This is a genomic window from Actinoplanes sp. NPDC023801, from assembly GCF_040639655.1.
Taxonomy (GTDB): domain Bacteria; phylum Actinomycetota; class Actinomycetes; order Mycobacteriales; family Micromonosporaceae; genus Actinoplanes.
Genome location: NZ_JBFAAI010000001.1, coordinates 14,998 through 41,880 on the forward strand (window position 1 = coordinate 14,998; position 26,883 = coordinate 41,880).

At 70.0% G+C, this 26,883-nt stretch carries 24 protein-coding genes; 4 read left to right on the forward strand and 20 right to left on the reverse strand.

Features of this window, described 5'->3' with window-relative positions:
• Nucleotides 1–53: 53 nt before the first annotated feature.
• Together AB0G04_RS00095 and AB0G04_RS00100 are read right to left on the reverse strand one after the other, a co-directional pair.
• The gene (locus AB0G04_RS00095) at nucleotides 54–1,628 is read right to left on the reverse strand and encodes a diguanylate cyclase (RefSeq protein WP_360973777.1); all 1,575 of its coding nucleotides are present in this window, start codon (nucleotides 1,626–1,628) and stop codon (nucleotides 54–56) included.
• Between the two features lie 141 nt (nucleotides 1,629–1,769).
• Nucleotides 1,770–3,323, reverse strand: a complete 1,554-nt coding sequence (locus AB0G04_RS00100) for an MDR family MFS transporter (protein ID WP_360973780.1) — start codon at nucleotides 3,321–3,323, stop codon at nucleotides 1,770–1,772.
• 105 nt (nucleotides 3,324–3,428) lie between these two features.
• Here AB0G04_RS00100 and AB0G04_RS00105 point away from each other — a divergent pair, with 105 nt between their 5' ends.
• Nucleotides 3,429–4,070 carry a TetR/AcrR family transcriptional regulator gene (locus AB0G04_RS00105; protein WP_360973783.1) on the forward strand — a complete coding sequence of 214 codons (642 nt, stop codon included), beginning with the start codon at nucleotides 3,429–3,431 and terminating at the stop codon, nucleotides 4,068–4,070.
• A gap of 32 nt (nucleotides 4,071–4,102) precedes the next feature.
• On the opposite strand, the gene AB0G04_RS00110 is transcribed toward AB0G04_RS00105, so the two are convergent.
• Nucleotides 4,103–4,660, reverse strand: a complete 558-nt coding sequence (locus AB0G04_RS00110) for a helix-turn-helix domain-containing protein (RefSeq protein WP_360973786.1) — start codon at nucleotides 4,658–4,660, stop codon at nucleotides 4,103–4,105.
• A gap of 89 nt (nucleotides 4,661–4,749) precedes the next feature.
• Here AB0G04_RS00110 and AB0G04_RS00115 point away from each other — a divergent pair, with 89 nt between their 5' ends.
• Complete coding sequence (locus AB0G04_RS00115; RefSeq protein ID WP_360973789.1) at nucleotides 4,750–5,505, forward strand: dienelactone hydrolase family protein; 756 nt, start codon at nucleotides 4,750–4,752, stop codon at nucleotides 5,503–5,505.
• Here the strand turns inward: AB0G04_RS00115 and AB0G04_RS00120 are convergent.
• The 14 genes from AB0G04_RS00120 to AB0G04_RS00185 form a co-directional block, all read right to left on the reverse strand.
• The gene (locus tag AB0G04_RS00120; RefSeq protein ID WP_360973792.1) at nucleotides 5,498–5,920 is read right to left on the reverse strand and encodes a VOC family protein; all 423 of its coding nucleotides are present in this window, start codon (nucleotides 5,918–5,920) and stop codon (nucleotides 5,498–5,500) included. The two genes, AB0G04_RS00115 and AB0G04_RS00120, sit on opposite strands and share 8 nt — an antisense overlap.
• Nucleotides 5,921–5,958: 38 nt before the next feature.
• Nucleotides 5,959–6,309 carry a hypothetical protein gene (locus tag AB0G04_RS00125; protein ID WP_360973795.1) on the reverse strand — a complete coding sequence of 117 codons (351 nt, stop codon included), beginning with the start codon at nucleotides 6,307–6,309 and terminating at the stop codon, nucleotides 5,959–5,961.
• Between the two features lie 11 nt (nucleotides 6,310–6,320).
• Nucleotides 6,321–7,931, reverse strand: a complete 1,611-nt coding sequence (locus AB0G04_RS00130) for a polysaccharide deacetylase family protein (protein ID WP_360973798.1) — start codon at nucleotides 7,929–7,931, stop codon at nucleotides 6,321–6,323.
• A complete protein-coding gene (wecB, locus tag AB0G04_RS00135) occupies nucleotides 7,931–9,112 on the reverse strand; it encodes a UDP-N-acetylglucosamine 2-epimerase (non-hydrolyzing) (RefSeq protein WP_360973801.1) in 1,182 nt (393 codons plus the stop codon). The genes AB0G04_RS00130 and wecB overlap by 1 nt, the downstream gene beginning before the upstream one ends.
• Nucleotides 9,113–9,151: 39 nt before the next feature.
• Nucleotides 9,152–10,480 carry a glycosyltransferase gene (locus AB0G04_RS00140; RefSeq protein ID WP_360973805.1) on the reverse strand — a complete coding sequence of 443 codons (1,329 nt, stop codon included), beginning with the start codon at nucleotides 10,478–10,480 and terminating at the stop codon, nucleotides 9,152–9,154.
• Nucleotides 10,481–10,773: 293 nt separating this feature from the next.
• Nucleotides 10,774–11,574 (reverse strand): hypothetical protein, encoded by an 801-nt coding sequence (locus tag AB0G04_RS00145; RefSeq protein ID WP_360973808.1) that lies wholly within the window; start codon nucleotides 11,572–11,574, stop codon nucleotides 10,774–10,776.
• 121 nt (nucleotides 11,575–11,695) lie between these two features.
• A complete protein-coding gene (locus AB0G04_RS00150; RefSeq protein ID WP_109594882.1) occupies nucleotides 11,696–12,322 on the reverse strand; it encodes an ATP/GTP-binding protein in 627 nt (208 codons plus the stop codon).
• Nucleotides 12,300–12,761: a DUF742 domain-containing protein gene (locus AB0G04_RS00155; RefSeq protein ID WP_360973812.1), complete on the reverse strand. Its 462-nt coding sequence runs from the start codon at nucleotides 12,759–12,761 to the stop codon at nucleotides 12,300–12,302. The genes AB0G04_RS00150 and AB0G04_RS00155 overlap by 23 nt, the downstream gene beginning before the upstream one ends.
• A complete protein-coding gene (locus tag AB0G04_RS00160) occupies nucleotides 12,758–13,204 on the reverse strand; it encodes a roadblock/LC7 domain-containing protein (protein ID WP_360973815.1) in 447 nt (148 codons plus the stop codon). The genes AB0G04_RS00155 and AB0G04_RS00160 overlap by 4 nt, the downstream gene beginning before the upstream one ends.
• Complete coding sequence (locus tag AB0G04_RS00165; RefSeq protein ID WP_360973818.1) at nucleotides 13,201–16,233, reverse strand: nitrate- and nitrite sensing domain-containing protein; 3,033 nt, start codon at nucleotides 16,231–16,233, stop codon at nucleotides 13,201–13,203. Before AB0G04_RS00165 ends, AB0G04_RS00160 begins: the two co-directional genes overlap by 4 nt.
• A complete protein-coding gene (locus AB0G04_RS00170; RefSeq protein ID WP_360973821.1) occupies nucleotides 16,220–17,314 on the reverse strand; it encodes a hypothetical protein in 1,095 nt (364 codons plus the stop codon). Before AB0G04_RS00170 ends, AB0G04_RS00165 begins: the two co-directional genes overlap by 14 nt.
• 516 nt (nucleotides 17,315–17,830) lie before the next feature.
• Nucleotides 17,831–19,501, reverse strand: coding sequence for a DUF885 domain-containing protein (locus AB0G04_RS00175; protein WP_360973824.1), 1,671 nt, complete (start codon nucleotides 19,499–19,501; stop codon nucleotides 17,831–17,833).
• Between the two features lie 20 nt (nucleotides 19,502–19,521).
• Entirely contained in the window at nucleotides 19,522–20,583 is a 1,062-nt protein-coding gene (locus tag AB0G04_RS00180) for a PHP domain-containing protein (RefSeq protein WP_360973827.1), read from the reverse strand.
• Between the two features lie 16 nt (nucleotides 20,584–20,599).
• Nucleotides 20,600–21,544: a DUF4034 domain-containing protein gene (locus AB0G04_RS00185; RefSeq protein WP_360973830.1), complete on the reverse strand. Its 945-nt coding sequence runs from the start codon at nucleotides 21,542–21,544 to the stop codon at nucleotides 20,600–20,602.
• Between the two features lie 117 nt (nucleotides 21,545–21,661).
• Here AB0G04_RS00185 and AB0G04_RS00190 point away from each other — a divergent pair, with 117 nt between their 5' ends.
• Both AB0G04_RS00190 and mtnA read left to right on the forward strand, forming a co-directional pair.
• Complete coding sequence (locus AB0G04_RS00190; RefSeq protein WP_360973833.1) at nucleotides 21,662–23,509, forward strand: M48 family metallopeptidase; 1,848 nt, start codon at nucleotides 21,662–21,664, stop codon at nucleotides 23,507–23,509.
• Nucleotides 23,510–23,511: 2 nt separating this feature from the next.
• Complete coding sequence (gene mtnA / locus AB0G04_RS00195) at nucleotides 23,512–24,474, forward strand: S-methyl-5-thioribose-1-phosphate isomerase (protein WP_360973836.1); 963 nt, start codon at nucleotides 23,512–23,514, stop codon at nucleotides 24,472–24,474.
• Between the two features lie 13 nt (nucleotides 24,475–24,487).
• Here the strand turns inward: mtnA and AB0G04_RS00200 are convergent, their stop codons facing one another.
• The 3 genes from AB0G04_RS00200 to AB0G04_RS00210 are packed head-to-tail and all read right to left on the reverse strand — an operon-like array spanning nucleotide 24,488 to nucleotide 26,831.
• Nucleotides 24,488–25,057 carry a DinB family protein gene (locus AB0G04_RS00200; protein WP_360973839.1) on the reverse strand — a complete coding sequence of 190 codons (570 nt, stop codon included), beginning with the start codon at nucleotides 25,055–25,057 and terminating at the stop codon, nucleotides 24,488–24,490.
• Nucleotides 25,058–25,096: 39 nt separating this feature from the next.
• The gene (locus AB0G04_RS00205) at nucleotides 25,097–26,041 is read right to left on the reverse strand and encodes a prephenate dehydrogenase/arogenate dehydrogenase family protein (protein WP_360973842.1); all 945 of its coding nucleotides are present in this window, start codon (nucleotides 26,039–26,041) and stop codon (nucleotides 25,097–25,099) included.
• 10 nt (nucleotides 26,042–26,051) lie between these two features.
• A complete protein-coding gene (locus tag AB0G04_RS00210) occupies nucleotides 26,052–26,831 on the reverse strand; it encodes a M23 family metallopeptidase (RefSeq protein WP_360973845.1) in 780 nt (259 codons plus the stop codon).
• Nucleotides 26,832–26,883 lie beyond the last annotated feature (52 nt).

Below are 26,883 nucleotides of genomic sequence, written 5' to 3' on the forward strand. Positions count from 1 at the left end.
CCGCTGACCAGCCTAACCCCAACGATCGACCGGCTTAACCCCCGGAATCCGGTTCAGGCGGCCGAGGCGTAACCCCGGGCGGACGCCGAGACGACACGATCACGTCCGGCGTGCTTGGCAGCGTACAGACGACTGTCCGCAGTGGACAGCAGGGTCGGCTGGGTCGGCGCCGGCAGGTCCGCGCATGTGGCGACACCGACGCTGACGGTGACCGGCAGGCCCCGGGTCAGCCGGTGCCAGTCGTGATCACGGACCGTGCGCCGGATGCCGTCCAGCAGGGTGACGGCCCGCCGCGCCGAAATGCCGGGCAGCACGATCAGGAACTCCTCACCACCCAGCCGGGCGGTGTAACCGGCCGGGCAGCCGTCGGCGACCCCGGCGGCCAGGATCCCGGCCACCTCGATGAGCACCTCGTCACCGACGTTGTGCGAGAGGCTGTCGTTGATCTGTTTGAAGTGGTCGAGGTCGACGAGCGCGACGGTCAGCGGCGGGTCGGACTCGATCAGGACGGGCAGCGACTCGTCGACGTGCCGCCGGTTGTACAGGCCGGTCAGCGGGTCACGGCGGGCCTGCTCGCGGAAACGCTCGGCCTCCTGCCGGGCCTCGGCCGTCTCGAACATCGCCTGCCTGGTGCGGGTACGGGCCTCCCGCTGCAGCGAGTGCAGGTTCTGGTGGGCCGCGAAGAACATCTTGTGGACGGCGAACGCCTCGGCGAACTCGCCACGGGCGGCATGCAGCTCGGCCTGCTCCTGGTGCACCCGGACCAGCACGTCCACCAGATCGCGCTCGGCGCAGAGGGTGCGGCACGAGTCGAGGCTCTGCTGGGCGCGGTCGTACGCCCCGAGACCGCGCTGCGCCCCGGCGAGCGTGAGCAGGTATTCCGGGAGGGCGTCGGCATCGTCGTGCCGGCCCTGCTCGTGCTGCTCGATGCAGAGCCGCATGGTCGCCTCGGCCTCGGCGTATCGTCCGTTGCCGACCTGGATGGCACCCACCGTGTCGAGGTACGCCGGATGGAGTGGCTCGCCCTGCTCGTCGGAGAGCCGCAGCAACCGGTTCGCCACCTCCTCGGCGCGCTGCTGGTTGCCGGAGTCGTACTCCGCATAGGCGTGGTTGTTGAGCAGGCACAGCAGGGCGGGCGAACCGGTGCGGACCGCCAGTGCCTCCGCCTGCGCGTAGCGGAGGCGGGCCGCCTCCATCGAGCCGGCGGCCCACAGAGCGTCGGCCAGCTTGGTGCGGTGCCAGATGTGCATGTGCGTGGTCGACTCGTCGTCGAGCAGCTCGACGGAGAGCAGCGCGTGCTCGAGTGCCTGCTCGGAATCGCCGAGGTTCTGGTGGATGGCGGCCCAGATCAGGTGGGTGCGGGCCATCAGGACCCGGGCGTCGTTGGCGACCGCCCACTCGTGCACCCGCCACATGTGCTCGACGGCGCCGGCGATGTCACCGGAGCGCAGCCGCATGTTGGCCTGGCAGAGCCGGGCCCGGAAGATCAGCAGCTGATCGCCGAGAACCCGGGCGTCCTCCTCGATGCGAAGGGCCCGGGCCAGCTCGGCCCGCGCGTCCCAGGAGCGCTCGTCCTCGATCTCCAGGAGCTCGGCCGAAAGCACCTCGGCGCTGATCGTGTCTGTCACCGAACGCCTCTCCTCTTGGCCGGTCTGCTCCCACGGCGTGGAATCGGCGCGGAGTCGCGGTGGCTGAGGGAAAGCACCGGCCTCCCCGAGGTTAGCTCTGTGTGAACACCTGACCCCAGGGAGTACGGCGTGATTTGTGCCCTAGTCGGCCGTGGCGTCGGCGAGCTCCCGTTCCGGCGCCAGGTCGACCGTTGAACGCAGCTTGGTCGGCTTCAGCGCGATCGCCGCGATCACGCCGATCACCGCCACTCCGGCCGAGATGAGGAAGATGTGGCCGGTGGCGTCGCCGTACGCGGCCCGTACGACATGTTGGATCGGCTCCGGAAGAACGCCCAGGTTGAGGGTGCTGGTACCGCTCGAGGGGCTGCCGGCCGGCACGCCGAGGGCGGTGAGCTGCTCAGTGATCGAGTCGGAGACGCGCCGGGCGAGCACCGCGCCGAGCACCGAGACGCCGATCGTGCCGCCGAGCGAGCGGAAGAAGGCGATCGTCGAGCTGGCCGCGCCGATGTCCCGGAGCGAGACGGTGTTCTGCACGACGAGGACCAGGTTCTGCATGGACATGCCGACACCGATGCCGACCACGGCCATAGCGGTGCCGATGTACCACAGCGGAGTGTCGTGGTCGAGGACGGAGAGCCCGGCGAACCCGGCGACCAGAATGATCGTGCCGGCCACCACGTACGGCTTGATCTTGCCGCTCTTGGTGATCGCCTTGCCCGCGACGGTCGACGAGACCAGGATGCCGAGCATCATCGGAATCATCAGCAGACCCGCCTCGGTCGGGCTGTATCCACGGCCGATCTGGAAGTACTGCCCGAGGAAGACCGAGCCGCCGAACATCGCCATGCCGACCGCGAGGCTGCCGATGATGGCCAGTGCCGTGGTCCGCTGCCGGACGATGGGCAGCGGCACGACCGGCTCGGCGACCCGCGATTCGACCCGGACGGCCAGGGCGAGCAGCAGCACGCCGCCACCGGCCATGGCACCGGTCTGCCAGGACAGCCAGCCGAACGCGTCGTCCACGAAGGACACCCAGATCAGGATGACGCTGACGCCGGCGGCGATCAGGGTGGCGCCGAGGTAGTCGATCTTGACGTCGTCCCGTCGCAGAACCGGCAGGTGCAGGGTCCTCTGGAGGACGACCAGCGCGATCACGGCGACCGGGGCCCCGATGAAGAAGCACCAGCGCCAGCCGAGCGCCTCGGTGTCGACGATCACTCCGCCGAGCAGCGGGCCGGCGACGGTGGCCAGGGCCATGACGCCACCGAGGTAGCCGTTGTAGCGGCCGCGCTCACGCGGCGGGATCATCGCGGCGATGGCGACCTGGACGAGCGCCTGCACACCGCCCATACCGAGGCCCTGGAACGCGCGGGCCGCGATGAGCTGCTCGGTGTTCTGGGTGAAGCCGGCCACCAGCGAGCCCAGGATGAAGACCACGATGGAGATCTGGACCAGAAGCTTCTTGCTGTACAGGTCGGACAGCTTGCCCCAGATCGGGGTGGACGCGGTGGCGGTCAGCAGCGTCGCGGTGATCACCCAGGTGTATTGCGTCTGACTGCCGTTCAGGTCACCGATGATCTTCGGCAGGGCGGTCGAGACGATGGTCGAGCTGGCCATCGCGACGAAGAGCACGAGCAGCAGGCCGGAGAGGGCCTCCATGATCTCGCGGTGGGTCATCGGGCGCTGTTCACTCATGACTGCCTTCCGGTGATGCTTGCTGCATGCAACTATCTTCCGGAACTTGCCCAGTGCGCAAGTTTGCTCATTGGGAACTGAGTCACATCCCGGTACGCTCAGGTCATGACTGCGGTGACCGAGCCGGGCCTCCGTGAACGCAAGAAGATGGCCACCCGGCAGGCCCTGCACGAGGCCGCGCTGCGCCTGGCCCTCGAGCACGGACCGGACCGGATCACCGTCGATGCCATCGCCGACGAGGCCGGCGTCTCCCGGCGGACCTTCTCCAACTACTTCGCCAACAAGGAGGAGGCGCTCTTCCACGGCGATCTCCAGCGGATGCGTGCGCTGGCCGGCCTGGTCCGGGCCCGACCGGCGGGCGAACCGCCGTGGGCCGCGCTCACCGCGGCCGCCGAGGAGCACTACGCCGGTCTGGGCGATCTCGACCCGGAGTGGGTCGCCCGCGGCCGGCTCGTGCGCCGCCATCCGTCACTCGCGGCAGCGCAGGTCCAGACCTTCGCCACCATGGAGAGCGCGCTTGCCGCGGAGGTTGCGGCACGGCTGAAAGATCAAGACCCGCTGGGCGTACGTGCAAAGCTCGTCGCCGCCACGTTCATGGCCGTTCTGCGGGTCTCGTTGAACGTGTGGCTGGAGCATCCGGCCGAGGTCGGTTACTGGGAACTGGCCCGCGAATCGCTGGACGAGGCGGGCCGCGGATTCGCCAAGCCCAACCCCGGCGGTTCCGCACCGTTGTCTCGACGTGTTTGAGGCAGCGGTGGTGTCCAGCTGGGGGTCGGGGGTCAGCGGGTGCCGAGGCCGCCGATCACCAGGGTCAGCTGGCGCCGCCAGGCGTGCGGGTCGCCGGAGTGCTGGGCCACTCCGGCGTTCGCCATCATGAGCAGCGCGAAGTCATGCCCGGTGAAGTCGGCGCGCAGCCGCCCGGACCGCTGGGCCCGGACCAACACGTCGGCGGCCCGCTGCTGGGCGACGGCACGCAGGGCGGCGAGCCGTTCGTCGTCGTCGAAAGCCGTGGTGACTAGCAACTGGGCCAGGCCGCGATCGGTGGCCTGCAACTCACAGACCCGGGTCAGGTAGCCGACGAACGCGGCCCACGGATCCGGATGGTCGAGTGCCTGCTCGGCGAGCTGGACCGCGGCGGTCATGTGGCTGGCGAAGACCTCGGCGATCAGGTGCCGGCGGCTGGGGAACCGGCGGTAGAGGGTGGCGTTGCCGACGCCGGCCCGGCGGGCGATCTCGTCCAGCGAGGCATCGAGGCCCTGCTCGGCGAAGACCTCGCGCGCCGCGGCGAGCAGGGCCGCTCGATTGCGGCGTGCGTCCGCGCGCAGCCGGGTGGCCATGCGCCACAGGATACGACGTTCCGCGCAAAAGGCAGAGATCGAATGTTACGGTCCGCAGGATCATCTACAAGGGTGCTGGAGGTGCGGGAATGCCGCGGATCGCGACAGAGGTGCCGGCCGCGGACGGTGTGGCGGAGGCGTACCTCGTCACGCCGCACGGCGACGGGCCGTCCCCGGCCGTGCTGATGTTCATGGATGCCTTCGGGCTGCGGCCGCGGATCATGGAGATGGCCGGGCGGATCGCTGATCGAGGCTATGCCGTTCTGGTGCCGAACCTCTTCTACCGCAGTGCCCGTGGTCCACTCGCGACACCGGACGAACTGCTCGACGGCGCGAAGCGGGGTGCGGCGTTCGGCCGGCTCACCCCGATGATCCGGGAACTGACGGCCGCGCGAATCAGCGCCGACGCGGCCGCCTACCTCGACTTCCTGGCCGGGCGGCCGGAGGTGGCGGACGGCCCGGCCGGGATCGTCGGGTACTGCATGGGCGGCCGGAACGCGCTGCTCGTGGCGCAAGCGCACCCGCTGCGGTTCGCCGCCCTCGCCAGTTTCCACGCGGGCCGCATCGTCACCGACGCCCCGGACAGCCCGCACCTGGGTGTCGCCGCACTGACCGCCGAGGTCTACCTCGGACACGCCGACAACGACGACTCGATGACACCGGACCAGATCAGGACCCTGGAACTGGCCCTCGCCGAGACCGGCGTGAAGTACACCTCGGAGCTCTACGAGGGCGCACCGCACGGTTTCACGATGAGCGACACCTCGCTGTACGACCAGGCCGCCGAGCAGCGGCACTGGCAGGCACTGTTCGACCTGCTGGAACGGGCGCTGCCGGTCAGGTGATGCAGAACTCGTTGCCCTCCGGGTCGGACATCGTGAACCACGAGTGCGGTCCCTGACGGGCTTCCCAGAGGAACGTGGCGCCGCGTGCGACCAGTTTGTCGCGTTCGGCGTCCCGCTTGTCCTCGCCCACCCGCACGTCCACGTGCCAGCGGTTCTTGACCGTCTTGGCGGCTTCGTCGTACTGGAAGAGCAGCCGCCGGCCGTTCTCCGGGTGCCGGAGGGCGGACCCGGCACGCCACACGAGTTTCCCCCGGTGATGGGTGGTCTCTGCGTCGGTGGCGAACCCCTTGGCGATCATCTCCTTGATGAACGCCTCGTCCTGGGGCTCGACGTCCCAGCCGAGAGTCTCCGCCCACCAGTCGGCGAGGTTGTGCGGGTCGGTGCAGTCCACGGTGACTTGGAAGTCGTAGGCCATGGACCGCACGCTACCGACGCTTCAGGTCAATTACCGGCCTAATTCGCGTAGAGGTCCGGGAAGTACCGGTCGATCGCGGTCACGTCGTACACGTGCCGTACCTCATTGATCTTCTGGTTCTCGACGCCGAGGAACTCGACCAGCCGGGCCGTACCGAACGGCGCCGCCAGGTCGTAGATCAGCGCGGCACCGTCCACCGCGCCGGTCCGCGCGACAAGCGTGATGTGGTCGGCGAACGCGGCGATCCGGTGCAGGACCTGCAGCAGTTCCTCGTCGTCGACCGGAGCGTCGAAGTTCCACTCCGTCTCGACGTCCGGGGCGAGGAGCTTCCTCGCCCCGGCCAGGTCGTCACTGGTCCACGACTTGATCCAGAGATCGACCACGTCCATCGGGTGCTCCATCAGCCGTTGAGCATCGTTTCGGCGCTCACGAAGGTGTAACCGGCCTTGATGATGCCCGGAACGAGCTCTTTGAGGTGGTCCGTGCCGAGGTAGGGGTGGTAGAAGAAGCTTGCTACCCCGTCCCGCACCACCAGGTTGCGTTCGGCGTCGGCGATCAGGTGGGACGGCAGCCGCACCGGGTGGGTGTTGTACGCCTCCGGCTCCACGTTGCCGATGTTCTCCGGCACCACGACCGAGCCGTACACGTCCCGGACCGTGTAGGGGAAGAACTGGCCGAACTGCCGGGTGTAGTCGTACCTCGCACCGGTCAGCACACCCGGGAAGTACAGGCCGCGGTCGTACCGTTTGCCGAACAGGGTCTGCACCGCCTGGTAGTCGGCCGGGCTGGCCGCATAGTGCGGGAACTCGAAGATCTTCGGCACGCCCAGCCCGGTGGCCGCGAAGATCGCGCCGGCCGCGATCATCCGCGAGGTGGCCCAGGCTGCCGAGTCCTCCTTGACCGGCCCGTCGTAGATCACCCGGTCGGCCGAGTCGACGTGGGCCATGAAGAACTCGAAGTCGTTGCCGCTCGTGCCGTCGTACGGGTTGTTCACCGCGCCGTACTGGTGGGTGTAGCCGTGCATGAGCAGCGTGCCGCCCTTGGCCTGCATGTACTTGAGCGCGGCCACCACCTCGGGCCGTTTGGCGAGGGTGTAGTCCTCGGCCACGCCGTTGTTCTTGGCGCCCTTCGGGTCCCGGTACCGCGGGTAGGTCGCGACGCTGAACGGCACCTTCATCGAGTACAGGTAGTCAGCGATCGCGCGCAGCTGGACCGGGTCGGCGTCCGGGCCGACGTCCTCGAGCCGGAGCAGCGCCCGGTGCCGCTCGGCGGTCTTCGGGGCCAGCGCGTCGAAGAGCAGGTCCGCGAAGATCAGGTAGCGGTCCTCGTGCGTCACGTACGAGAACGGGATCTCGCCGACGTAGGTCAGGTTCCCGGAGCGGACCGCCCACGGCAGGGAGCCGCCGGCCTTCTTCGCCGTCGCCAGCGTGGTGACCTTGGCGGCGTCGCTGATCGACAGGTTCATCAGGCCGGACTTGTTGTCGGCACTGCGACCCAGCGTCCGGCCCTTGTAGGAGACCTCGGACACGTCGGCGAAGTCGTACAGGCCGCTGGTGAAGCCGAACTTGGCGGCGAAACCGTCCAGCTTGGTCAGCTGCCAGATGTTGTCGCGGACCCAGATCACCGGAAGCGTCGTGGCCGCCACGTCGGTCAGGAACGCGGCCGGCAGCGGCTCGTCGTAGGTGGAACCCAGGTAGATCACCGCGGTGTAGTTCTTCAGGTCGCCCGACCGGTAGCCCTTCACCGGCGCGGCCGTCCAGGAGCCGAAGTGCGAGGCCAGGTTCGCCGTCTGGGTCGCGTAGACCTCACCCAGCCAGCCGTAGTCGCCCGTGGTGTCGTACAGGACGAGGGTCTTCGCCGTGCCGCCGCCGGGCGCGGCCTTGCCGGTCCGGACCGGGCTGGTGCTGGTGGCGGCGTCCGCCGCGATGGTGTGGAAACCGACGGTGGCGGCCGTGGCGGCGGCCGCTCCGGCGACGAGGACGCTGCGGCGGGAAACGATGTTGTTCAGCATCAGGCGACGACTCCGGTGGCGAGGGCGGTCTGGGGCACGGGCATGGCCTCGGGGGCCGGGGCGAGACCCAGCAGGTTCGCGGTGGCCTGGGCGGTACGGACCGCGGCGAGACCATCGCCGTACGGGTTACCGCCGGCCGTCATCGAGTCGCGGCGGACCCGGCTGTCCAGCAGTTCGGACGCCTCCGCCACGATCAGCCCGGTGTCCGAGCCGACCAGCTTGGCGCAGCCCGCGTGCAGCGACTCCACCCGCTCGGTGACCTCTCGCAGCACCAGCGCCGGCACCCCGAACGACGGGGCCTCCTCCTGGATGCCGCCCGAGTCGGTGAGCACCAGGTACGCCTCGGAGAGCAGCCGGGACAGGTCCGGGTAGGGCAGCGGGTCGGTGACCGTGACCCGCTCGACCCCGGCCAGGGCGGCGTCAACCTGCTCGCGGACGGCCGGGTTGGGGTGGCTCGGCAGGATCACGTCGATGTCGTCGTAGCGGGCGATCAGTTCCTTGACCGCGGCCAGGATCCGGTCCAGCGGCTCGCCCCACGACTCACGGCGGTGCGCGGTCACCAGGACCAGGCGGTTCGTGCTGTTCGCGCGGGCCGCGGCCACGTCCGGGTTCTCGAACGGCAGCCTCCGGCCGGCCACCGCCAGGGTCGCGTCGACCACGGTGTTGCCGGTGACCAGCACGTCGCTCGCCGGGATCTTCTCGTCGAGCAGGTTCATCGCGGCCAGCGGGGTGGGCGCCAGGTGCAGGGCGGCGACCTGGGCGACCAGGCGGCGGTTGCCCTCCTCGGGGAACGGCGACTCCAGGTCACCGGAGCGCAGCCCGGCCTCCAGGTGCACGACCGGGATACGCCGCCAGAACGCGGCGAGGGCACCGGCCAGGCTGGTGGTGGTGTCGCCCTGCACGATCACGGCGGCCGGGGTGCGTACCGACCAGAGCTCGTCGAGTTCCCGGATCATCGCGGTGAGCAGTTCGGCCTGGCTGCCAGTGGCCCGGTCGACCTGGAGGGTGATGTCCGGCTCGAGGCCGAACGCGGCGAGGGCCTGGGTGACCATCGTGGGGTGCTGGCCGCTGGCGAGCAGTACCGGTTCGAGGAGACCGGCGTCGCGCATGGCCAGGGCGACCGGGGCGAGCTTGACGGCCTCGGGCCGGGTGCCGCCGACCAGGTGGACTTCACGAGACATGGGGGGAGCCTTTTCTCGAGGGGGAGCTGAGGGGGAATCTCAGGCGGGGAGAGCGAGGGGTTCTTCGACGAGCCGTTCGGTCTTGGCCCAGGCCTGGCGGCCGCTGGCCTGGCGGCCCAGAGCCCGGTAGGTGGCGGCGAGACCGAGGATCAGGAAGGCGGGGTACGCCAGGGCGGCGGTCAGCATTCGCGCCGCGCCCTCGTCGCCGTGCTTGCGCTGGTGGACCGCGGCCCAGAGCAGGCCGGGGAAGGTGGTGACGCCGAGCCAGACACCGAAGCTCAGGGCCAGCGCCTCCCACGTCGGGATGAAGACGACCGGGTGTCCGATCAGCAGGCCGCCGAGGCCGGCGATCCCGGTGCCGATGAGCAGCACCGTGACCATCGCGTTGGCCCACGGGGAGAGCAGGTAGTGCAGCATCTCGGCCAGCGCGATCCGGGCGACCCGCGGCGACGAGAAGAGCTTGCCCAGGTAGCGGGCGCACTGCATGTTGCCCTGCGCCCAGCGGGTGCGCTGCCGGGTGAGCCGGCGTACGTCGACCACCGCCTGCTGGGTGACCGAGGCGCGTGAGGTGTAGCGGATCCCGTCGCCGTTCAAATGCATCCGCAGGCCGAGTTCCAGGTCCTCGACGAGGCAGCTGGACCACGGGGCGGTGCCGAGTTTCTGCAGCGTGGAGAGCCGGCTGAACTGCCCGTTGCCGCCGAGGCCGACGGTGTCCAGGGCGTCGCGCATGTTCTGGCAGGCGTCGACGATCGCGCCGAACTCGAGGTCCTGCACGGCGCCGAGGAGCTTGTTGCGGTTGCGGATGCGTACCTGCACCTGGGCCGCGCCGATCCGCTCGTCGCGCATCAGGCGGGAGACCTCGACCAGGATGTTCTCGCTGCCCTGTCCGTCGCCGTCGATGATGCCGACGACGACCTTGTCCGGGGCGACGCCGGCCTGTGCGGTGAGCATCGAGATGTGCCGGTACGCCGCGTTCAGCGCCTCTCCCTTGCCCTGCCGGGCCGTGGGCAGCTCGCGCCGCATGACGTGCAGCCGGGGGTGGTCGATCGCGGCGAGCACCTCGGGGGTCCGGTCGTCCGAGCCGTCGTCCACGACCAGCACCCGGGAGAGGGTGCCGGCCGGGCCGCGCAGCTTGAGGGCCGCGCCGACGGTGTTGGCGACCACGGCTTCCTCGTTCAGGGCCGGGACGATGATCCAGAAGTGCTCGGGGCGGCCGTTGCCGCCGGCCACCGACCGGTTGACGGTCTTCGCGCGGTGCGTGCCGTGGTAGCGAAGTGCGAACCAGACGAGGACGACCGTGGTGATCGGCCAGGCCAGCAGGACCGCATAACCACCGACCATGTACAGCCAACTGTCCGACGCCGTCATCCGAACCTCCCCGTCACTGTCCGTTCCGATCCTTGACCGGGGTGCCCCCCGCTCTTGGACGTAATAGGACATTAAGGTGCTACGGAGCGTCACTCAAGAGCGGTGAGCGGAACGGAGGAGGAGACCGGCCAAACGGGCGAACCCAGACAACTCAGACTGCCCTCACCAGGCGAAACCGGGCGCGTCGGGCACCATTTCCGGCAAATAGCCGTCATGTCGCACCGGAGTCAGGCGACTGCGGAGAGTTACTTCAGTGAGTGTGACGAAGAGACTACGTTACGTAGTCGTCGGTGCTACTGCGGCCCGTCGAGCAGAGTGGGATCGTTGCGCAGCATCGCCGCCAGCCGGCGGGCCGCCTGCTCGGTCTCCTCCGGGCGTTCCACCTTCAGCGGGATCGGCTCGGGCAGCGGCTCCGGGAAACCGGGCTGCGGCTCGGCGTGCTGGGCCTGGAACGGCGCGGCCGGCGGGGCGTACGGGTGCGGTTCCGCGTACGGATGCGGAGCCGGCTGAGGTGGCGGAGGGTACGGGGACTGCGCGGCCGCGTACGGATGAGGGGCGTTGTTCTGCGGGGGGACCGGCGGCGGCGGTGTCGCGGCGAACGGATGCGGAGTGATGTTGCCCTGGTCGGCATAGCCGGCCGGGTCGTAGCCAAAGGGCTGCTCGTGCCGGTTCCCGACGAGCGGCTGCTCGGCCGTCGTGGGCTCGTCGTAGTCGTAGTCGGTCGGCCCGAACCGGTCCTGGTCGTCGCGGCTGGCCCGCGGTCGCTCCGCGGCGGGCTCCTCGACCGGATCCTCGACGTCTATCTCGAAGTCGGCGTGCCGGGGTCCGGCCTCGGTGGCGCGCGCCGCGACCGAATTGTCGGCGGTCACCTGGACCACGCCGTCGGCCATCGCGAAATGGAGCAGCACCGGATCGCCGGCACCCTCGACGCCCACCGTGACGCTCAGCTGGGGATTGCGGGAAACCACGCCGGCGATCGCCTCGACCAGCTCGGTCACCGCCGGCGGCGTGCCGTTGCTCTCCCCGGAGGCCCGGCGCCTCAGCTCGTCCCGCCGGGCGAGCTTGTCGAGCGCGTCGTCCAGTCCGCCTCGCACGTCACCGTCCTCTTTCCTACGCGGTCGCCCGGTACCCCAACTCTGCCCCTCCACGGGCCGGTTTGGGAACCGCCCTGCCCCGGGTTCATGGGAAACCGTCACCGGGCGACCGGCTCACACCCTACGACTTCATGCGGATCGCCTTGTCGAGAGCCTGGTCCAATACCACGAGCAGAGCGTCCCGCACGGATGCGCGGAAGCGTGCATCGAAGGATATGACCGGCACGTCCTCGCGTACCGCGAGGGCCCACCGAACCTCCTCCACGCTGTAGCTCATCTGCCCGTTGAAGGTGTTGATGCCGACCACGAACGGAAGGCCGGCGCGCTCGAAGTAGTCGACCGCCGGATAACAGTCGTCTATTCGATTGGTGTCGACCACGACCAGCGCACCGAGCGCGCCCCGGACCAGGTCGTCCCACATGAAGGCGAACCGGGTCTGCCCCGGCGTGCCGAATATGTAGAGCTTCAGGGTCTGGTCGATGGTGAGGACGCCGAAGTCCATCGCGACCGTGGTGCCGGTCTTCATGGTGGCCTGACCGGGATTGTCGATGCCGACCGATTCCGAGGTCATCTCGGCCTCGGTGGTCAGTGGCGAGATCTCGGAGATGGCGCCCACGGTGGTCGTCTTGCCCACCCCGAAGCCGCCGGCCACGATGATCTTGACCGGGACCGGCGCCTTCTTGGGTGCCGGGGCACCCGGTATGCGCGCGGTACCGACGACGCGGTTAGCTGATGGATCGAAGTCCACGGATCACTCGCATGATGGTGTCGGGGTCAGGTGTGTCGTTATCCAGCACATGGACGTCGAGCTGGCCGGCGGCGCGAAGGTCACCGACCAGGATTCGGGTCACACCCAGGTGCAGGCGAAGGCGCGCGGAGATCTCGGCTACCGAGATCGGACTCTCCTCGCAGAGAGCCACGATCGCCCTGGTTTCCGGAGAGAGCCTGGACGGTGGCGCACCTTGCACCATCGTCACCTGAGTCTCCATACCGATGTTGGGGTCGCCTCCATCGGTCCGCCCGGACGTGATGACGAACGGGCGCAGCTTGTTGGTCGAGGCCTCGACCGGCGGCTGCTCCCCGGTAGGGGTGTAACCACCGGTCGAGTGCTGAGGACCGGATTGCAGGAACGGCCGGACTCCGGGGCGCGCCGGAGCTACCGGGTCGTCGGGGTCCGGGTACGTCATTGCTGAACGGCGTTCTTCAACTCGGCGATGAGGCGCGGGCTCAGAGCGCCACCGGCGCGGGTCGCGAACAGAGTCATCTCGTACGCCAGCGTGCCCAGGTTGGCCGAGCGGTCCGCGATGACGCCCAGGACGGACCCGGTGCTGATCGCGGTGACCAGCAGATACCCGTCCGCCATGTCGATGATGACCCGGTTCAGCGCGCCCAGCCGGTACCAGCTCGCGGCACCGCCGGCGAGGCTCGTCAGGCCGGACACCACGGCCGCGAGACGCTCGGCGTTGGGCCGGTCCTTGATCGCCGACATCGCCATCAGCAGGCCGTCCGAGGAGACCGCGATGGCTTCGATCACACCCGCGGTACCGGAGGTGAACGAGTCGAGCAGCCAGTTGAAGGTTTTGGCTTCAGCGCTGAGCTGACTTTGCGCGGGGGAGTAAGGGGAAGTCATCGCGGTTGTCCCTCGTGTTGTGGCTGACTTTCGTTCAGTGCGAGTGCGACGCCGTACTCGAACTGATCCATGAGAGCCCGGGCCGCCTCAGGATCGAGGGTGGCCGGAGCGGGCGGTGTGATCGGTCGGTGCATGTCGTCGGCCGGAAGGGTCGCTCCCGGCACTCGACGAGTCAGCGGCGCGCCGCCACCGTTCGACGACGGCGGAGCAGGCGGAGCGGCGGGGGCCGGGGTGTTCCACTGCGCCGGCGCGGCCGGGGTGCTCCACTGCGCGGGTGCGGCCGGAGCCTCCCACTGCGCCGGGGCCGGCGGGGCCGCCGGAGCGGGCGTGTTCCACTGCGCCGGCGCGGGTGTGTCCCAGTTGGGGGCGGTGAAGGTCGGCGCCGGGATCGACGTGCTCGTGTCGTGGGCCCGGATGACGCCGGCCTCGAAGGCGTCGAACGCTGCCCTGGCGGCCAGGGCGTCGTCCTGCGACTTCGGTGCGGCCAGCTGGTGCGGAACGTGCTCCTCCGGGAGCTGGCTGCCGGGGACCCGGCGGCGCAGTGGCGTGGCACCACCGTTGCGCTGCGGCTCCGGTGCGGCCGGTACCGCCGGGGCGGCGGGCTGGGCGGGGATCTCGGCGGCGGCCGGGGCCGGAACGTCCCAGCTCGGCTGTACCGCCACCTCGGCGCTCCAGCTCGGCTGGGCCGGCGGCAGCTCCGGAAGCGCGGCCGGAACCCGGCCGGCGACCGGCGTGCCCATGTCGTACGACTGGACCGGCTCCGGCAGACCACCGGCGGCCGGGTAGGCCGGCTCCTGGTAGGCCGGGCGCGGCGAGTAGACCGGCTCGGCGTCGTAGACCGGCTGGCCCGCGTACGGGTCCGCCGGGGCACTGCCGAGCGCCGGGGCGCCCGACCCGCCGAAGGCGTTCCACGAGTGGCCGGATTCGACGACCTGGGTGGCGCGGTTGAGCATCACCGGGTCGAACGGCTGCTGGCTGCCCGGCACCGAACGGACGCCGGCACTGGCGATCGCGACCTCGGTGGTGTTGCCACGCAGCGCCCCCGAGTAGGCGGCCATCGAAGCGGCCGGGAAGTCGGCGGCCTGGATCTGCGGAGGCGCGACCGGGGCACCGAAGGCGGGAGCCGCCGGGTACGCGGGCGGGGCCATCGGGCTGAGGTTCTCCACCCGGGAGATCAGATGCGACTGGTTGAGGTCGATCCAGGCGGTCAGACCGCCGTCCGGGGTGTCGGTCAGGGTCACCTCGATGCCGTGCCGGCGGGCGAGCCGGCCGACCACGAAGAGACCCAGCACCTCGGTGGGCGCCAGGTCGAGGCGCTCACGGCGGGTCAGTCGCGCGTTCTCCTCGGCCAGACGCTCGGGCGCGAGGCCCAGGCCGTGGTCGATGATCGCGAGGCGTGCACCGCCGCGCAGCTCGTCGGCGGTGACCGTGACGGTGGTGTGCGGCGGGGAGAACGTGGTGGCGTTCTCCAGCAGCTCCGCCAGGAGCAGCGTCAGGTCGGCCAGGACGGCCGGGACCACGACGATGTCCTCGGGGACCTCCACCTCGACACGGGTGTAGTCCTCGATCTCACCGAGCGAGAGCCGGACGACGTCGGAGAGGGCCAGCGGGGCCATGTGCTCGTTCGCACCGGCGCCACCGGAGAGCACGACCAGCGCGGACGCGTTCCGGCGCAGACGGCTGGACATGTGGTCCAGACGGTAGAGCTCGCGCAGGCGGTCGCTGTCGGTCTCCTTGCGCTCCAGCGTGTCGATCAGGGACAGCTGACGGCCGACCAGGTTCTGGGTACGACGACCGACGTGGCCGAACATCTGGGCGACGTTCCGCCGGCCGTCCACCTGACGCTGCACCAGCCGCGCCGCGGTGGTCTGCACGCGGTCGAACGCCCGCGCCAGGTCACCGATCTCGTCCTGGGCCTCGACGTCGACCGGGTCCAGCCGGATCGGCCGTACCTGGGCCTCGGCCTCGTCGTCGGCCACGCGCTCCAGCTCGGCCTCGGCGGCACGAGCGATGCGGTCGGCGGAGGCGGTCAGACGCCGCAGCGGCCGGGCGACCGCGCGGGCCATCAGGATCGACAGCGTGATCACCAGGATGAGCAGCAGGAAGGCGCCGCCACCGATGAGGGCCGACTGCCGGAGGGCGCTGTCCCGGCTCTCGGTCACCGCGATGTCCACGTCCTGGGCCACACGCTGTTCGACGAAGCTACCGAGGATCGTCACCGACTCCAGCGACGGGAAGAGCAGCTCGATGTTCAGGCCCTTCAGGGCCAGCGCCGGGTTGGTCTCCAGTTGCCTGGTGAACTTGTCGCCCACCCGGGCCGCGAAGGCCTGCTGGGTGCTCAGGTACAGCCTGTACTGGGTCTCGGTGAAGTACTCGCGGGACGAGACGATGATCGACTGGATCTGGGCGAACGTCGCGTTGAACTGGCTCAGCAGCAGAGCGGCTTCCTGCGGCTGCCTGCCGGCGACCACCGCCGTCGCCAGCCAGCACGACGCCTGACTGATCAGGTCGTCGGAGCGCATGGCGCGGTCGAGGGCGAAGATCTGCCGGCCGACCTGGGTGGTCAGGTCGGCGTTGCCGGACAGGCCCAGGCCCTCGATCAACGGGTTGATGACGTTGGTGAAGTCGTCGATGACGGTCGGCGGCGTGATCGACCGGTTGAGCACGTTTTGCCGGGTGCTGTTCAGCTTGGCCGCGCCGGAGACGGCACGGCGCAGCGCGATCGGGGCGTCCTCGTCCTCGGCCAGCTCCGCGACCGAGTCGGTGGCCTCGGCGGCCTGCAGGACCAGCGTCGGCCGCTCGACGATGCCGAGCAGGTAACCGACCGAGAGCAGTCGCTCCTCCTGGAGCTCGATCAGGGCCGAGCTGACCTCGGTGGCCCGCCGGACGGCGTCCGAGTGGTCCTGGGCGACCTGGGCGGCGTTGATGCGGTCGTAGATGACCGGGACGGCCAGGCCGACGACGCCGAGCAGCGGTACGAGGATCAGCAGCGCCAGCTTGCCGAGGATGCGGAACTTACCGAAGAGCACCGGAACGCTCCCGACCGGCACCACTGCCGTAGTTGGGGTTTTCGCCGTAGCCCGGCGCCGGGTCGTACGGGCGGCCGCCGTAGGCGCCGGGGGCCGTGGTGGCGTTCGGGGCGTCGTTGAGAACCGAGACGTCCCGGCTGGACCGGCCGGAGTCGGAGCCGGACCGGACGGCGCGGACACGGGTCCAGAAGGCGGCGCCGATCAGCAGAAGGATGCTGACCGAAAGCATGGCCCAGGCCTCGGCCCGGCGGTAGTTCAGGTCGTCGATCCGCTCGTCGAGCAGCGTCGACATCTCCTTGAGGAGAACCGTGCTCAGCGCCTTGAGGGCGTTGGTCAGCGAACTCTGGGCGGTCACCAGGACGGAGACGTCCGGGATGCTGCCGAGGTGGGCGCCACGGTTGGCGTTCTCCACACCCTGGCGGAACTGGTCCAGGTTGTTGACCGTGTTGCTGGCGAGGGTCGAGCTCTCGGTGTCCTCGGCGGCATCCTGGAGGTTCTCGGTCAGCTCGGCGACGGTCTCCTCGACGGCGATGATCTCGGCGCCGAACAGCACCGCGAGCTCGGCCCGCTCCCGCTCCTTCGCGGCGGCCACCATGTTCGCCAGGTCGGCCATCCGGCTCACGTGGGTGACGGCCTCCGGCATGTTGACCGCGACGGTCTCCTGGAGGAACCAGACGTCGCTCTGCTGGTCCTGGTTCAGCCTCGAGGCCTCACGGACCGCGCTGTAGAGCTCCAGGGCGAGGTCACCGACCTCGACGTGGGCCTCGTAGACCTGCGCCGAGCTGCCGGTGACGCCGGGGAGGCGGCCGATCTTCTCCTTGAGTCCTGCCCAGCGGCTGCTGGTGTCGAGGTCTTCGCCGAGGCTCTCGTCGACACCCTGCACGCGCGCGACTGCGGCGGTCAGCGCGGCCGGCTCGGCGGTGACTCCCTGCAGGGCCGAGGACTGCGACTCGGCCAGCGCGCTGACCAGCGGCGCCAGCTCGGCGAGGTACTCGATGCCCTTCTGCTTGAGCTCCGTCGCGTCCCGCTGAGTGGTGTTCTCGTCCAGGACGCGCAGGAACAGGACTGCGGTCGGCAGCACGACGAGCACCGTCAGCGCCACCGCGATGGCGGAGCTCCAACGGGACCGCCGGCTTTTCACCGAGACTGACATTGCTTTAGTCCTCCGCCATGCACACGCGATGGGCCAATGGGGGGGCTACGGAGAGTAGCCATGCGGGCGCACCGATCCGGGTCAATCTATCCGAGAAATCCTCAGAAAACCCCTTTCCAAGGGTCAGAGTTCGCTCGGCTGATCGGGGGATACGCGACGCTGCCGGCTTCGCTGTACGAACGCCTGCCCTGCGGAAGGAAAGGGGAAGGCCCAGTCCACGAGGCTTTCGAAACAAAGTGAGGAGCGCCGCCGGAGATCGTATCCGTCCACCTGGCGGGACGTGAATATGAGTTCTACTTCGGATTTGTTACGTCTTGGCGTCCTTCCATTTACGGAAAGTGCTGGATCGATAACTCTACGAAGTAAAGTCACCCATCGTGATGGGATGAATACAGACAACCGAGCCCCTCCGTCCTGTTTGAGGCACGAAGAAGCCCGATTGACTCAAATCCTGGCCAGTGCCTTACGCAACGGGTCGAGCCCGAGGGAACCGAGGTTCAACGCGTCCCGGTGGAAAGCCTTGAGGTCGAAGTCACTTCCCTTGCGGGCCTTCGCCTCGTCCCGGGCCTGCAGCCAGATGCGCTCGCCGATCTTGTACGACGGCGCCTGCCCCGGCCAGCCCAGATAGCGCTTCCACTCGAACCGCAGGACCTCCTCCTGCATCCGGGTGTGCGCCCGCAGGAACTCCCAGCCCAACTCCGGAGTCCACCGCTCACCGGGGTGGAAACCGAACGGGTTGTCCCGCGGAATTTCCAGCTCAAGGTGCATGCCGATGTCGACGATCACCCGAGCCGCGCGCAACGCCTGGCCGTCGAGCATGCCCAGCCGGTCACCCGGGTCGGCCAGGTAGCCGAGTTCGTCCATCAGGCGTTCGGCGTACAGCGCCCAGCCCTCGCCGTGCCCCGAGCTCCAGCAGAGCAGCCGCTGCCAGCGGTTCAGCGAGTCCGCCCGCAGCAGAGTCTGGCTGACCTGCAGGTGATGGCCGGGAACACCCTCATGGAAGACGGTGGTGACCTCACGCCATGTGGAGAAATTCTCCTGCCCCTCCGGCACCGCCCACCACATCCGGCCCGGCCGGGAGAAGTCCTCGCTGGGGCCGGTGTAGTAGATGCCGCCGTCGCTGGTCGGCGTCAGGCAGCACTCAAGCTTCCGGGCCGCTGGTTCGATGTCGAAGTGCGTGCCGTCCAGCTCGGTGATCGCCCGGTCGGAGAGTGCCTGCATCCAGTCCCGGAAGGCCTCCTTGCCGGCGATCGTGCGGGCCGGGTCGGCGTCGAGCACCTCCACCGCCTCGTCCACCGACGCACCCACCCCGGCGATCCGGGCCGACACCGCGCGCATCTCCCGTTCCAGCCGGTCCAGCTCGGCGAACCCCCATAGATACGTCTCCTGCAGGTCGACCTTCGCACCGAGGAAGTACTGGGAGGCCAGGGCGTACCGCTCGGGGCCGGCCGCCTCCTTGTCCCGGCCGAGGGGAGCCAGCTCGTCACGGAGGAAGCGGCCGAACGAGGCGGTCGCGGCGGTCGCCGCCTCGGCTCCGCGCCGCAGCTCGGCGGCGAGGGCGCCGGACGCGTTCAGCCGGCCGGCCAGCCCGTTGAAGAAGTCGTCGCGAGCCGGGTCGGTCCACGCGTCACACTGCTCGGCCACGGCCACCAGCTGTTTCGCCGCGCTGACCCGGCCGTCGGCGGCGCCCTCCAGCAGAGTCCGCCGGTACTGCTCCAGCGCCCGCGGGAACTCCTTGAGCCGGGCGGTGACGTTGGCGACCGCCTGCTCACCCTCGGCCGGCATCACGTCGAGCACCATGCGCAGCTCGTGCAGCGGACTGGTGATGACGTTGACGTCGGTGCTGACGTAGCCCGCGTCGTACTGGGCCAGCTGCAGCCCGAGACGCTCCATCATGGCGTCCTTGGCCACCTGCTCGGACTCGTGCTCCGGCTCGATCACGTCGAGCTCGTTGACGGTCCGGCGGATCAGCTCGGCCTGCGCCGCGAAACCCTCGGGGGAGAGATCGTCGGTCTTGTCGTCATGGCCGGTGATGCCGGCCGCGGTGGCACCCGTCGGGTTGAGCGCGGCCCACTCGTCGACATAGCGGTTGGCGAGTTCGTCAATGTGTCCCACTGCGGGGACATTACGGGACCTCACGCGTGCGAGGCAGTCCACTCGAGCAGGCGTTCGACCGGCCAGGTGTTGACGATCCGGTCGGCCGGGACGCCGCACAGCGCGGCCCGTTCGCAGCCGAAGTCCAGCCAGTCCAGCTGTCCCGGCGCGTGCGCGTCGGTGTCGATCGTGAAGACGCAGCCGGCCTCCACCGCGACGGTGAGCATCCGCTTCGGCGGGTCGAGACGGTCCGGCCGCGAGTTGATCTCCACGGCCTTGCCGTGCTCCACGCAGGCGGCGAGCACCTTCTCCAGATCGAAGTCGCTGGGCGGGCGGGTCCGGACCTTCGAGTGCGCGGCGTCGCCGGCCCCGGCGGCGGCCACCTTCCGGCCGGTCATGTGGCCGAGGACGTCCAGGTGGGGATTGGCGATCGCGGCCACCATCCGCCGGGTCATCCGGGCCGAGTCGTCGCGCAGCCTGCTGTGCACCGAGCCGACCACCAGATCCAGCCGGGCCAGCAGCTCGTCCTCCTGATCGAGGCGGCCGTCGTCGAGGATGTCCACCTCGATGCCGGTCAGGATGCGGAAACCGTCGGGCAGAGCTTCGTTGAGCCGGGCCACATGGTCGAGCTGCCGGCGCAGCCGGTCGGCGGTCAGCCCGCGGGCCACGGTCAGCCGCGGCGAATGGTCGGTCAGCACGAAGTACTCATGGCCCAGATCGGCCGCGGCCAGCGCCATCTCCTCGATCGGGGAGCCGCCGTCGGACCAGTCGGAGTGCACGTGGCAGTCACCGCGCAGCGCCGCCCGCAGCGCGGCGGCCGCAGCCGGCAGGTCGGTGCCCTCGGTGGCGGTGATCCGGCGCAGATACACCGGTTCCTCACCGGCCAGCGACTCCGTCACACAGCGGGCTGTGACGTCACCGACCCCGGAGAGTTTCGCCAGGGTACCGGCCGCGGCCCGCTCGACCAGCTCGTCGTGCGGAGTGTTCGCGACCGTCGCGGCCGCCGACCGGAACGCGCGCACCCGGTAGGTCGCCTCGTTGGCCCGCTCGAGCAGGAACGCGATGCGCCGCAGGTCGGCGACCGGATCACGGGACTCAGGCATGTCCGAAGCCTAGGCGTCAGCGGCCGAAGGCGTACGCGTCCTTGCGAGCCGACACGAACCTCTTGGCCGCGTTGCCCCGGTACGACCACGGCCAGTCGGTGACGTGGTCGCCGACCACGTCGAAGACGCGGGCCGCCCACCCGAACTCACCGCTCATGTGGAGGGCCATGGCGAACGTGTTGGCTCGCGACGGCCAGCCCGGGACGAACCGGAACGAGGGATGCAGCACCGACTGGTTCGCCGCGGCGATCAGCTCCTGGCGTACCTGCGGGTGGCGCATGTGCTCCTGATCCTCGCCCGACGGCAGTCTGAGCCAGTACTCGATGTGCGCGGCGGCCACGATGTTGTGCACCTGACTGCCCGGCGTCGCCTTGGACGCGCTCTCGCGGGCGAAGGCGAACATCTCCTCGTGGCTGCCGGACCACTTCGCGCAGAGGTACTGGAGCCGCTGCTCGTGGGCCATCACGTGTTCGGGCGCGTACTTGACCACCGCGTCGAAACGCGCCGCGGCCTCCTCCGGCCCGATCTGCCGCCCGCGCGCCGACGCGGTGAGGAAGGCCCAGGCCGTGGTGTCCTCGGGCGTACGCCGGGTGACCTCGTCCAGGCAGTTCTCAGCGAGCCGCAGCCGCCGGAAGAACTCGTCGAACTGCTCCTGCGAGGTGTGCTTGGCATAGGCGGCGCCGCGGGCCTCCCACGCCCACCAGACGGCGTGACAGCCCCGGAGCAGCAGCGGAAGGGTCGAGTCCGGTTCCTCCTCGACCCAGCGGGGGATCCAGTCCTGCACGCCGGGCACGTCCGCCGCCAGCGAGATCAGGAACGCCCGGGCGTCCGGGTCGTGAACGTCCGCCAGGCAGGCCCGGACGGTGTTGCGGTCCTGGACGGCCAGCGCGTTCATCAGCGCGCGCGCCCGGGGATCACCGTGCGTCGGATCGATTACCGGAGTTCGAGTGAATGGCCACATGTCGTATACCTCCCCGTGATGGGTGGAGATCTTATGGTCTTGCCCGGCACATATCGAGGTCGGTACCTTCCGACGGCTGCCCGCACGGGTGGCCGCACGGGGAGGAAACGCACGGTCATGTCCACAGCGCTACGTGCCGCCGTATCGGTGGCGATGCTTGTCGGCTTCTATCTGCTCGGCCTGCTCCAGCTTGCCCTGGTCGGCTGGCTTCTCTACGAGATCTGGACCCATTCGCAGGGCCTGGGCGCCGCCAAGGTGAGCTGGCTCCTGCTGGCCGCCGTCGGTGCGGTCGTCGTCGGCCTGTGGAAGGCGATCCGGGCCCAGCCGGGCGAGCCGGACGGCATGCTCCTCACCCCTGAGCAGGCGCCCGACCTGTGGCGTACGGTCCGCGAGATGGCCGCCGAGGCCGGCACCCGCGCACCCGACGAGATCCGCCTGGTCGCCGAGGTCAACGCCGCGGTCAGCGAGGACGCCAAGGCACTCGGCCTGATCGCCGGCACCCGTCGTCTGTACATCGGCATGCCGCTGATGCAGACCTTCACCGTCGACCAGATGCGCTCGGTGCTCGCCCACGAGCTCGGCCACTACTCCGGTTCGCACACGCGGCTCTCGGCGGTCGCCTACCGTGGCCGGGCGGCCCTGCACGAGACCCTCGGCCGGGTCGGCAGGTGGAACGTGTTCGGCTGGGTGTTCAAGGGCTACGGCCGTCTGTACCTGCTGGTCAGCAATGCTGTCACCCGGCGCCAGGAGTTCGAGGCCGACCAGGTGTCGGTACGCGTCGCCGGTGTCGACGCGGCGGTCAGCACCATGCGGGAACTGCCGGTCGTCGCCGCGGCGTGGAACTTCTACTTCGGACGCTACGTCGCCAGCGGCTGGGAGCTCGGGTACGCCCCGGACGACATCTTCGGCGGCTTCGGGCAGCTCTACGCGGCCCGGACCGAGGAACTCGCCCGGCTGCGCGACGAGGAACCGGACACCGAGACGTCCCGCTGGGACACCCACCCGGCGATCGGTGTGCGCATCGAGGCCATGCGGGCCCTCCCACCGGTCCAGCACGCGCCCGACCGGCGTCCCGCCGCGACCCTGCTGCCGCACGTCGGCGGTGCCGGGCTCGCCCTGCAGGCCGAGGTCGTCGACTTCGGGGACCGTACCGTCCTGCCCTGGGACGACTTCACCGCCGCGTCGATCACCGCGATCCAGCAGCGCCGTGCCGACCGGGTGTTCCGTTCCGCGGCTCGTCGTCTCGGCGTCCAGGAGGCGGGCCTGTCCGAGATCTTCGGACTGGTCAGCTCCGGCGGGCTGGGTGAGCTGGCGGCCGAGTTCTTCCCGGACGCCACGCGCCGGGAGGCGGCCGTCGCCTTCGCCGACGTGATGGACGACCTGATCACCCTCGCCGCGGTGCGCTCCGGCGCGGCCCGCTGGCAGCACTCCTGGTCGGCGCCGGCCCGGTTGATCGACCCGTACGGGCAGCCGGTCGACTACACCGAGATCGCCAAGCTCGCCGTCGACCCGGCGACCGTCGACGAGGCCCGGCAGCGTCTCGCCGCGATCGGCATCCATCTCGAGGCGGCCCGGGTGGTCGAGGCCAAGGCCACCGCGAGCGGCTCGGACGTCATCGGCGCGATGGCCAACGTCCGTGTCGACGACCAGGAGACCGACCTGATCCTGCTGGACCGCGGCTTCCTGTTCGTGCCCGCGCCCAAGAGCGCCAACGACGGCGAGAAGCGGCTGAAGACCCTGCTGGCCGGCAACGACCCGGCCACCCTGGCCCACCACTACCGGTTCGTGCCGTACGAGGAGGTCACCGGCGCCCGGATCACCAAGGCGGTGCCGATCAACGCCGAACTCGATCTGCACGGCGGCGGCACGGTGTCCATGAAGGAGCGCTGGTCGAGCGAGCAGCTCGGCAAGAGCCGCGACACACTGGAAGCCGTGCTGAAGCGGATCAACGAACGGGCGGAATAGTTTTGCGGACCATCGATTGGGTCAACGGGGCCGTCGAGATCATCGATCAGACGGCCCTGCCCGGCGAGGAGCGGGTGCTGCGTCTGCACACCGTGGGCGAGCTGATCGCGGCGATCCAGTCGCTGGCGGTACGCGGGGCGCCCGCACTGGGTGTGGCGGGCGCCTTCGGTGTGGCGCTGGCGGCCCGCATCCACGTCGACGATCCGGTGGCGCTGGCGGTGGCCGTACGGAAGGTCGAAACCGCACGCCCGACGGCGGTGAACCTGGCCCGCGGTGCGCAACGTGCCGCCGCCCTGATCCCGCACGGGCCGGAGGCCGTCCTGGCCGAGGCGTGCGCGGTACGGGACTCCGAGATCGCGGCGTCGGCGGCGATGGCACAGCTCGGGGCCGACCTGGTCGCCCAGTTGTGCGGGGCACGTCCCCGGCTGCTCACCCACTGCAACACCGGCGGACTCGCGGCGGTGACCGTCGGCACCGCTCTCGGCGTCGTCGGGGAACTGCACCACCGGGGCCGGCTGGCCGGAGTGATCGCCAGCGAGACCCGGCCGCTGCTGCAGGGTGCCCGGCTCACCTCGTGGGAGCTGACCCGGTGGGGCATCGAGCACCGGATCGCGGTCGACTCGGCGGGGCCGTTCCTGATGGCCCGCGGCGAGGTCGACGCGGTGATCCTCGGTGCCGACCGGATCTGCGCCAACGGCGACGTGATCAACAAGATCGGGACGTATTCGCACGCGCTCGGCGCGAAGCGGGCCGGGATTCCGTTCATCGTGGTGGCGCCGGAGTCCACCGTGGACCTCGGCACCCCCTCGGGCGCGCACGTGGAGATCGAGGATCGGGGTGCGGCCGAGATCACCGCCTGGGGTGAGGCGGTGAATCCGGCTTTCGACATCACCCCGGCGGACCTGGTGACCGCGATCGTCACGGACCGCCGGGTGATCCGCGTCGATCGCGGACAGACGCCCTAGGGAGCCCGTCGGCTCAGGCCGGCTTCCAGGGCTTCATCCAGGGCGACTCGGGCCAGCCTTCGGCGGCGGCCATCAGCGGGTACGCGGTGGCGCCGTCGACGGTCTCCCGGATGAGGTCGGCGTGCCCGGTGTGCCGCGCGGTCTCCTGGATCAGGTGCAGCAGCACCCAGCGCAGCGACCACGCGTCGTGGTCCTTGGGGTTCCACGGCACCGAGTGGTCGATCGGCACCGGGTGGTCGAGGTCCGCGATGTCCCGGACCGTCTTCTCGGTGGCCGCGGCGACCCGGTCGTAGTAGGCGAACAGCTCCTCGACGGTCTCGCCGTCGGCCATCGCGAAGTTCCGCTCGTACGCGTCGTAGTCGATCTGCTGCTCATCACGCCGGACGGTGGCCAGCCAGCCCTCCTCGGTGGAGGCGCAGTGCTTGATCAGGCCGCCGACGCTCAGCGTGCTGGCACTCGGGGTGGACCGCAGCTGCTCGGGGGTGAGACCGAATGCGGTCAGCTTGAGGACGTACCGCATGTGGGCGAGGTAGGCGAGCAGACCGTCCTGCTCGTCGGCGACGGGGCGGACCTGACCGGGCATCTCATGCTCCCTCGGCTGGGGTGGTTGACACCCCTGACACTAGGGAACAATGCGGCCACTTTCTGGCCGCATTCCGACAAGGTCCGTGCCATTCACCGACGTCACCCAGCCGCCGGACCGGCCGAGCTCGAGGAGACGGTCGATTCGTGCCGTTATCTTCTCCGCGGCCCCGGGCGCCGGCGGCCATGCCCGGCGCAACTCCGACGCCGGTCGCAGCAGAGGCACCAGCGCCTTCACCGGCTCCGGATGATCCAGCGCGGCCGCCATCGTGGTCAGCTCGCCCATCAGCCGGCCCAGCTCGGCGCGGACCGCGTCCCGGTTGCCGCCGCACATCGCCGCGGTGAGTTCGGCGCGGGTCGCCGCCACCCGGGTGCCGTCCCGGAACGATCCCGCGGCCAGGGCCCCCGCCAGCGGGCTCCCGCCGAGCTGCTGCGCCAGCACGGCCGCGAACAGGTGCGGTACATGACTGATCCGCGCCACCGCCGTGTCGTGCTCGGCCGCGGTCGCCGGCACCACCCGGGCGCCCATCCCGGTGAACATTCCGGCCAGCAACAGCCAGTCGCCGAGATCCGTTTCGTCCGGTTCCAGGCACAGCACCCACGCGCACCCGCTGAAAAGCCCCACCTCGGCCGCCGCGAAACCCGACGTCTCCTTGCCGGCCATCGGATGCCCGCCGACGAACCGCCGACCCTCCAACAGGTGCCTGACGGGACCCTTCACCGACGTCACATCGGTCACCAGGCCGTCATATCCGTACAGGTCGGCGACCACTTCCGGCAGAACCTGCAGCGGTACGGCCAAAGCCGCCACCGCGCTGCCGGCCACCGTCTCACGCACCGAACCGGCGACCCGGAACCCGGCCTTGCGGGCCAGCAGCCGCGTCTCCGGATCGGCGTCGAAGCCCACGACGTCATGTCCCGCCGCCGCGAGCGCCCGCAGCAGCGACCCGCCGATCAGTCCCAGCCCGATGACCGCAATCCGCACGGACCCGACTCTAGGGCCTGCAGTCGTTGTCCTTCTTCCAGGAGGTCACCGTGGCGACCGGGCTCTTCTGGCCGCCCTTGCGCCACGACGCGAGATAGGTGTACGGCCACACCACACCACGCCGCACCTTCCAGTCGCCGGTCCTCGCGCACGGCGGCGAGATGCCGTAGTGGACGTGGCAGACGCCGCTCGAGTTGCCGGTCTTGCCGGTCAGGCCGAGCAACTGGCCACTCTTGACGCGGGCCCCGGGCTTGATGCCGGACTGCACCTTGCTCAGGTGCGAGCCGTAGTAGCGCACCCCGTCGTCACCCTCGATCGCCACCGACAGACCGCCGTTGTTGGGCCCGTCCGGGTTGCCCTCCACATAACGGTCGGCGAGGCTGACCTCCAGAACCGTGCCGCTGGTGGTGGCCACGAAACGCTCGCCACAGTCGACGAAGAGGTCGGTCGCCGGGTATTTCGAGTGCGTGTTGCTCCAGTCCACGTTCGACGCGTCGACCGGGAAGGTGTACTTCACCGACGTCGCCGGTTTCGTGTCGGCGGACGGGCTCGCCTTCGATTTCGGCTTGGCGCTCGCGCTCGTGCTGGCGCTGACGCGGGGACTCGCGGCCGTGCTCGCTGCCGCCGGTGGCCGCGCCGGAACCGAAGCGGACTCGGCGCTCGACGCCTGGGCCGCCGGGTCCACGAACTGCGGCGTCGAGGCCGGTGACCCGGACCCGTTGGCGCCGCCGCAGCCGGCGAGGCAGACGGCCGCGATCGTCAGACCGGAGAGGCTACGGAGTAAACGCACCGCGCCATCCTGGCAGAAGACCGCAGATCGTGCAGACCCACGCCGGTGGCTA

Excerpts from the sequence above, each read along its gene's own strand:
- AB0G04_RS00155 (WP_360973812.1), bottom strand. The coding sequence starts at position 12,761 with ATGACGTACCCGGACCCCGACGACCCGGTAGCTCCGGCGCGCCCCGGA.
- AB0G04_RS00130 (WP_360973798.1), bottom strand. The coding sequence starts at position 7,931 with ATGCTGAACAACATCGTTTCCCGCCGCAGCGTCCTCGTCGCCGGAGCG.
- AB0G04_RS00190 (WP_360973833.1), top strand. The coding sequence starts at position 21,662 with ATGTCCACAGCGCTACGTGCCGCCGTATCGGTGGCGATGCTTGTCGGC.
- AB0G04_RS00105 (WP_360973783.1), top strand. The coding sequence starts at position 3,429 with ATGACTGCGGTGACCGAGCCGGGCCTCCGTGAACGCAAGAAGATGGCC.
- AB0G04_RS00160 (WP_360973815.1), bottom strand. The coding sequence starts at position 13,204 with ATGACTTCCCCTTACTCCCCCGCGCAAAGTCAGCTCAGCGCTGAAGCC.
- AB0G04_RS00110 (WP_360973786.1), bottom strand. The coding sequence starts at position 4,660 with ATGGCCACCCGGCTGCGCGCGGACGCACGCCGCAATCGAGCGGCCCTG.
- AB0G04_RS00200 (WP_360973839.1), bottom strand. The coding sequence starts at position 25,057 with ATGCCCGGTCAGGTCCGCCCCGTCGCCGACGAGCAGGACGGTCTGCTC.
- AB0G04_RS00180 (WP_360973827.1), bottom strand. The coding sequence starts at position 20,583 with ATGCCTGAGTCCCGTGATCCGGTCGCCGACCTGCGGCGCATCGCGTTC.
- AB0G04_RS00185 (WP_360973830.1), bottom strand. The coding sequence starts at position 21,544 with ATGTGGCCATTCACTCGAACTCCGGTAATCGATCCGACGCACGGTGAT.
- wecB (WP_360973801.1), bottom strand. The coding sequence starts at position 9,112 with ATGTCTCGTGAAGTCCACCTGGTCGGCGGCACCCGGCCCGAGGCCGTC.
- AB0G04_RS00120 (WP_360973792.1), bottom strand. The coding sequence starts at position 5,920 with ATGGCCTACGACTTCCAAGTCACCGTGGACTGCACCGACCCGCACAAC.
- AB0G04_RS00140 (WP_360973805.1), bottom strand. The coding sequence starts at position 10,480 with ATGACGGCGTCGGACAGTTGGCTGTACATGGTCGGTGGTTATGCGGTC.
- AB0G04_RS00115 (WP_360973789.1), top strand. The coding sequence starts at position 4,750 with ATGCCGCGGATCGCGACAGAGGTGCCGGCCGCGGACGGTGTGGCGGAG.
- AB0G04_RS00100 (WP_360973780.1), bottom strand. The coding sequence starts at position 3,323 with ATGAGTGAACAGCGCCCGATGACCCACCGCGAGATCATGGAGGCCCTC.
- AB0G04_RS00125 (WP_360973795.1), bottom strand. The coding sequence starts at position 6,309 with ATGGACGTGGTCGATCTCTGGATCAAGTCGTGGACCAGTGACGACCTG.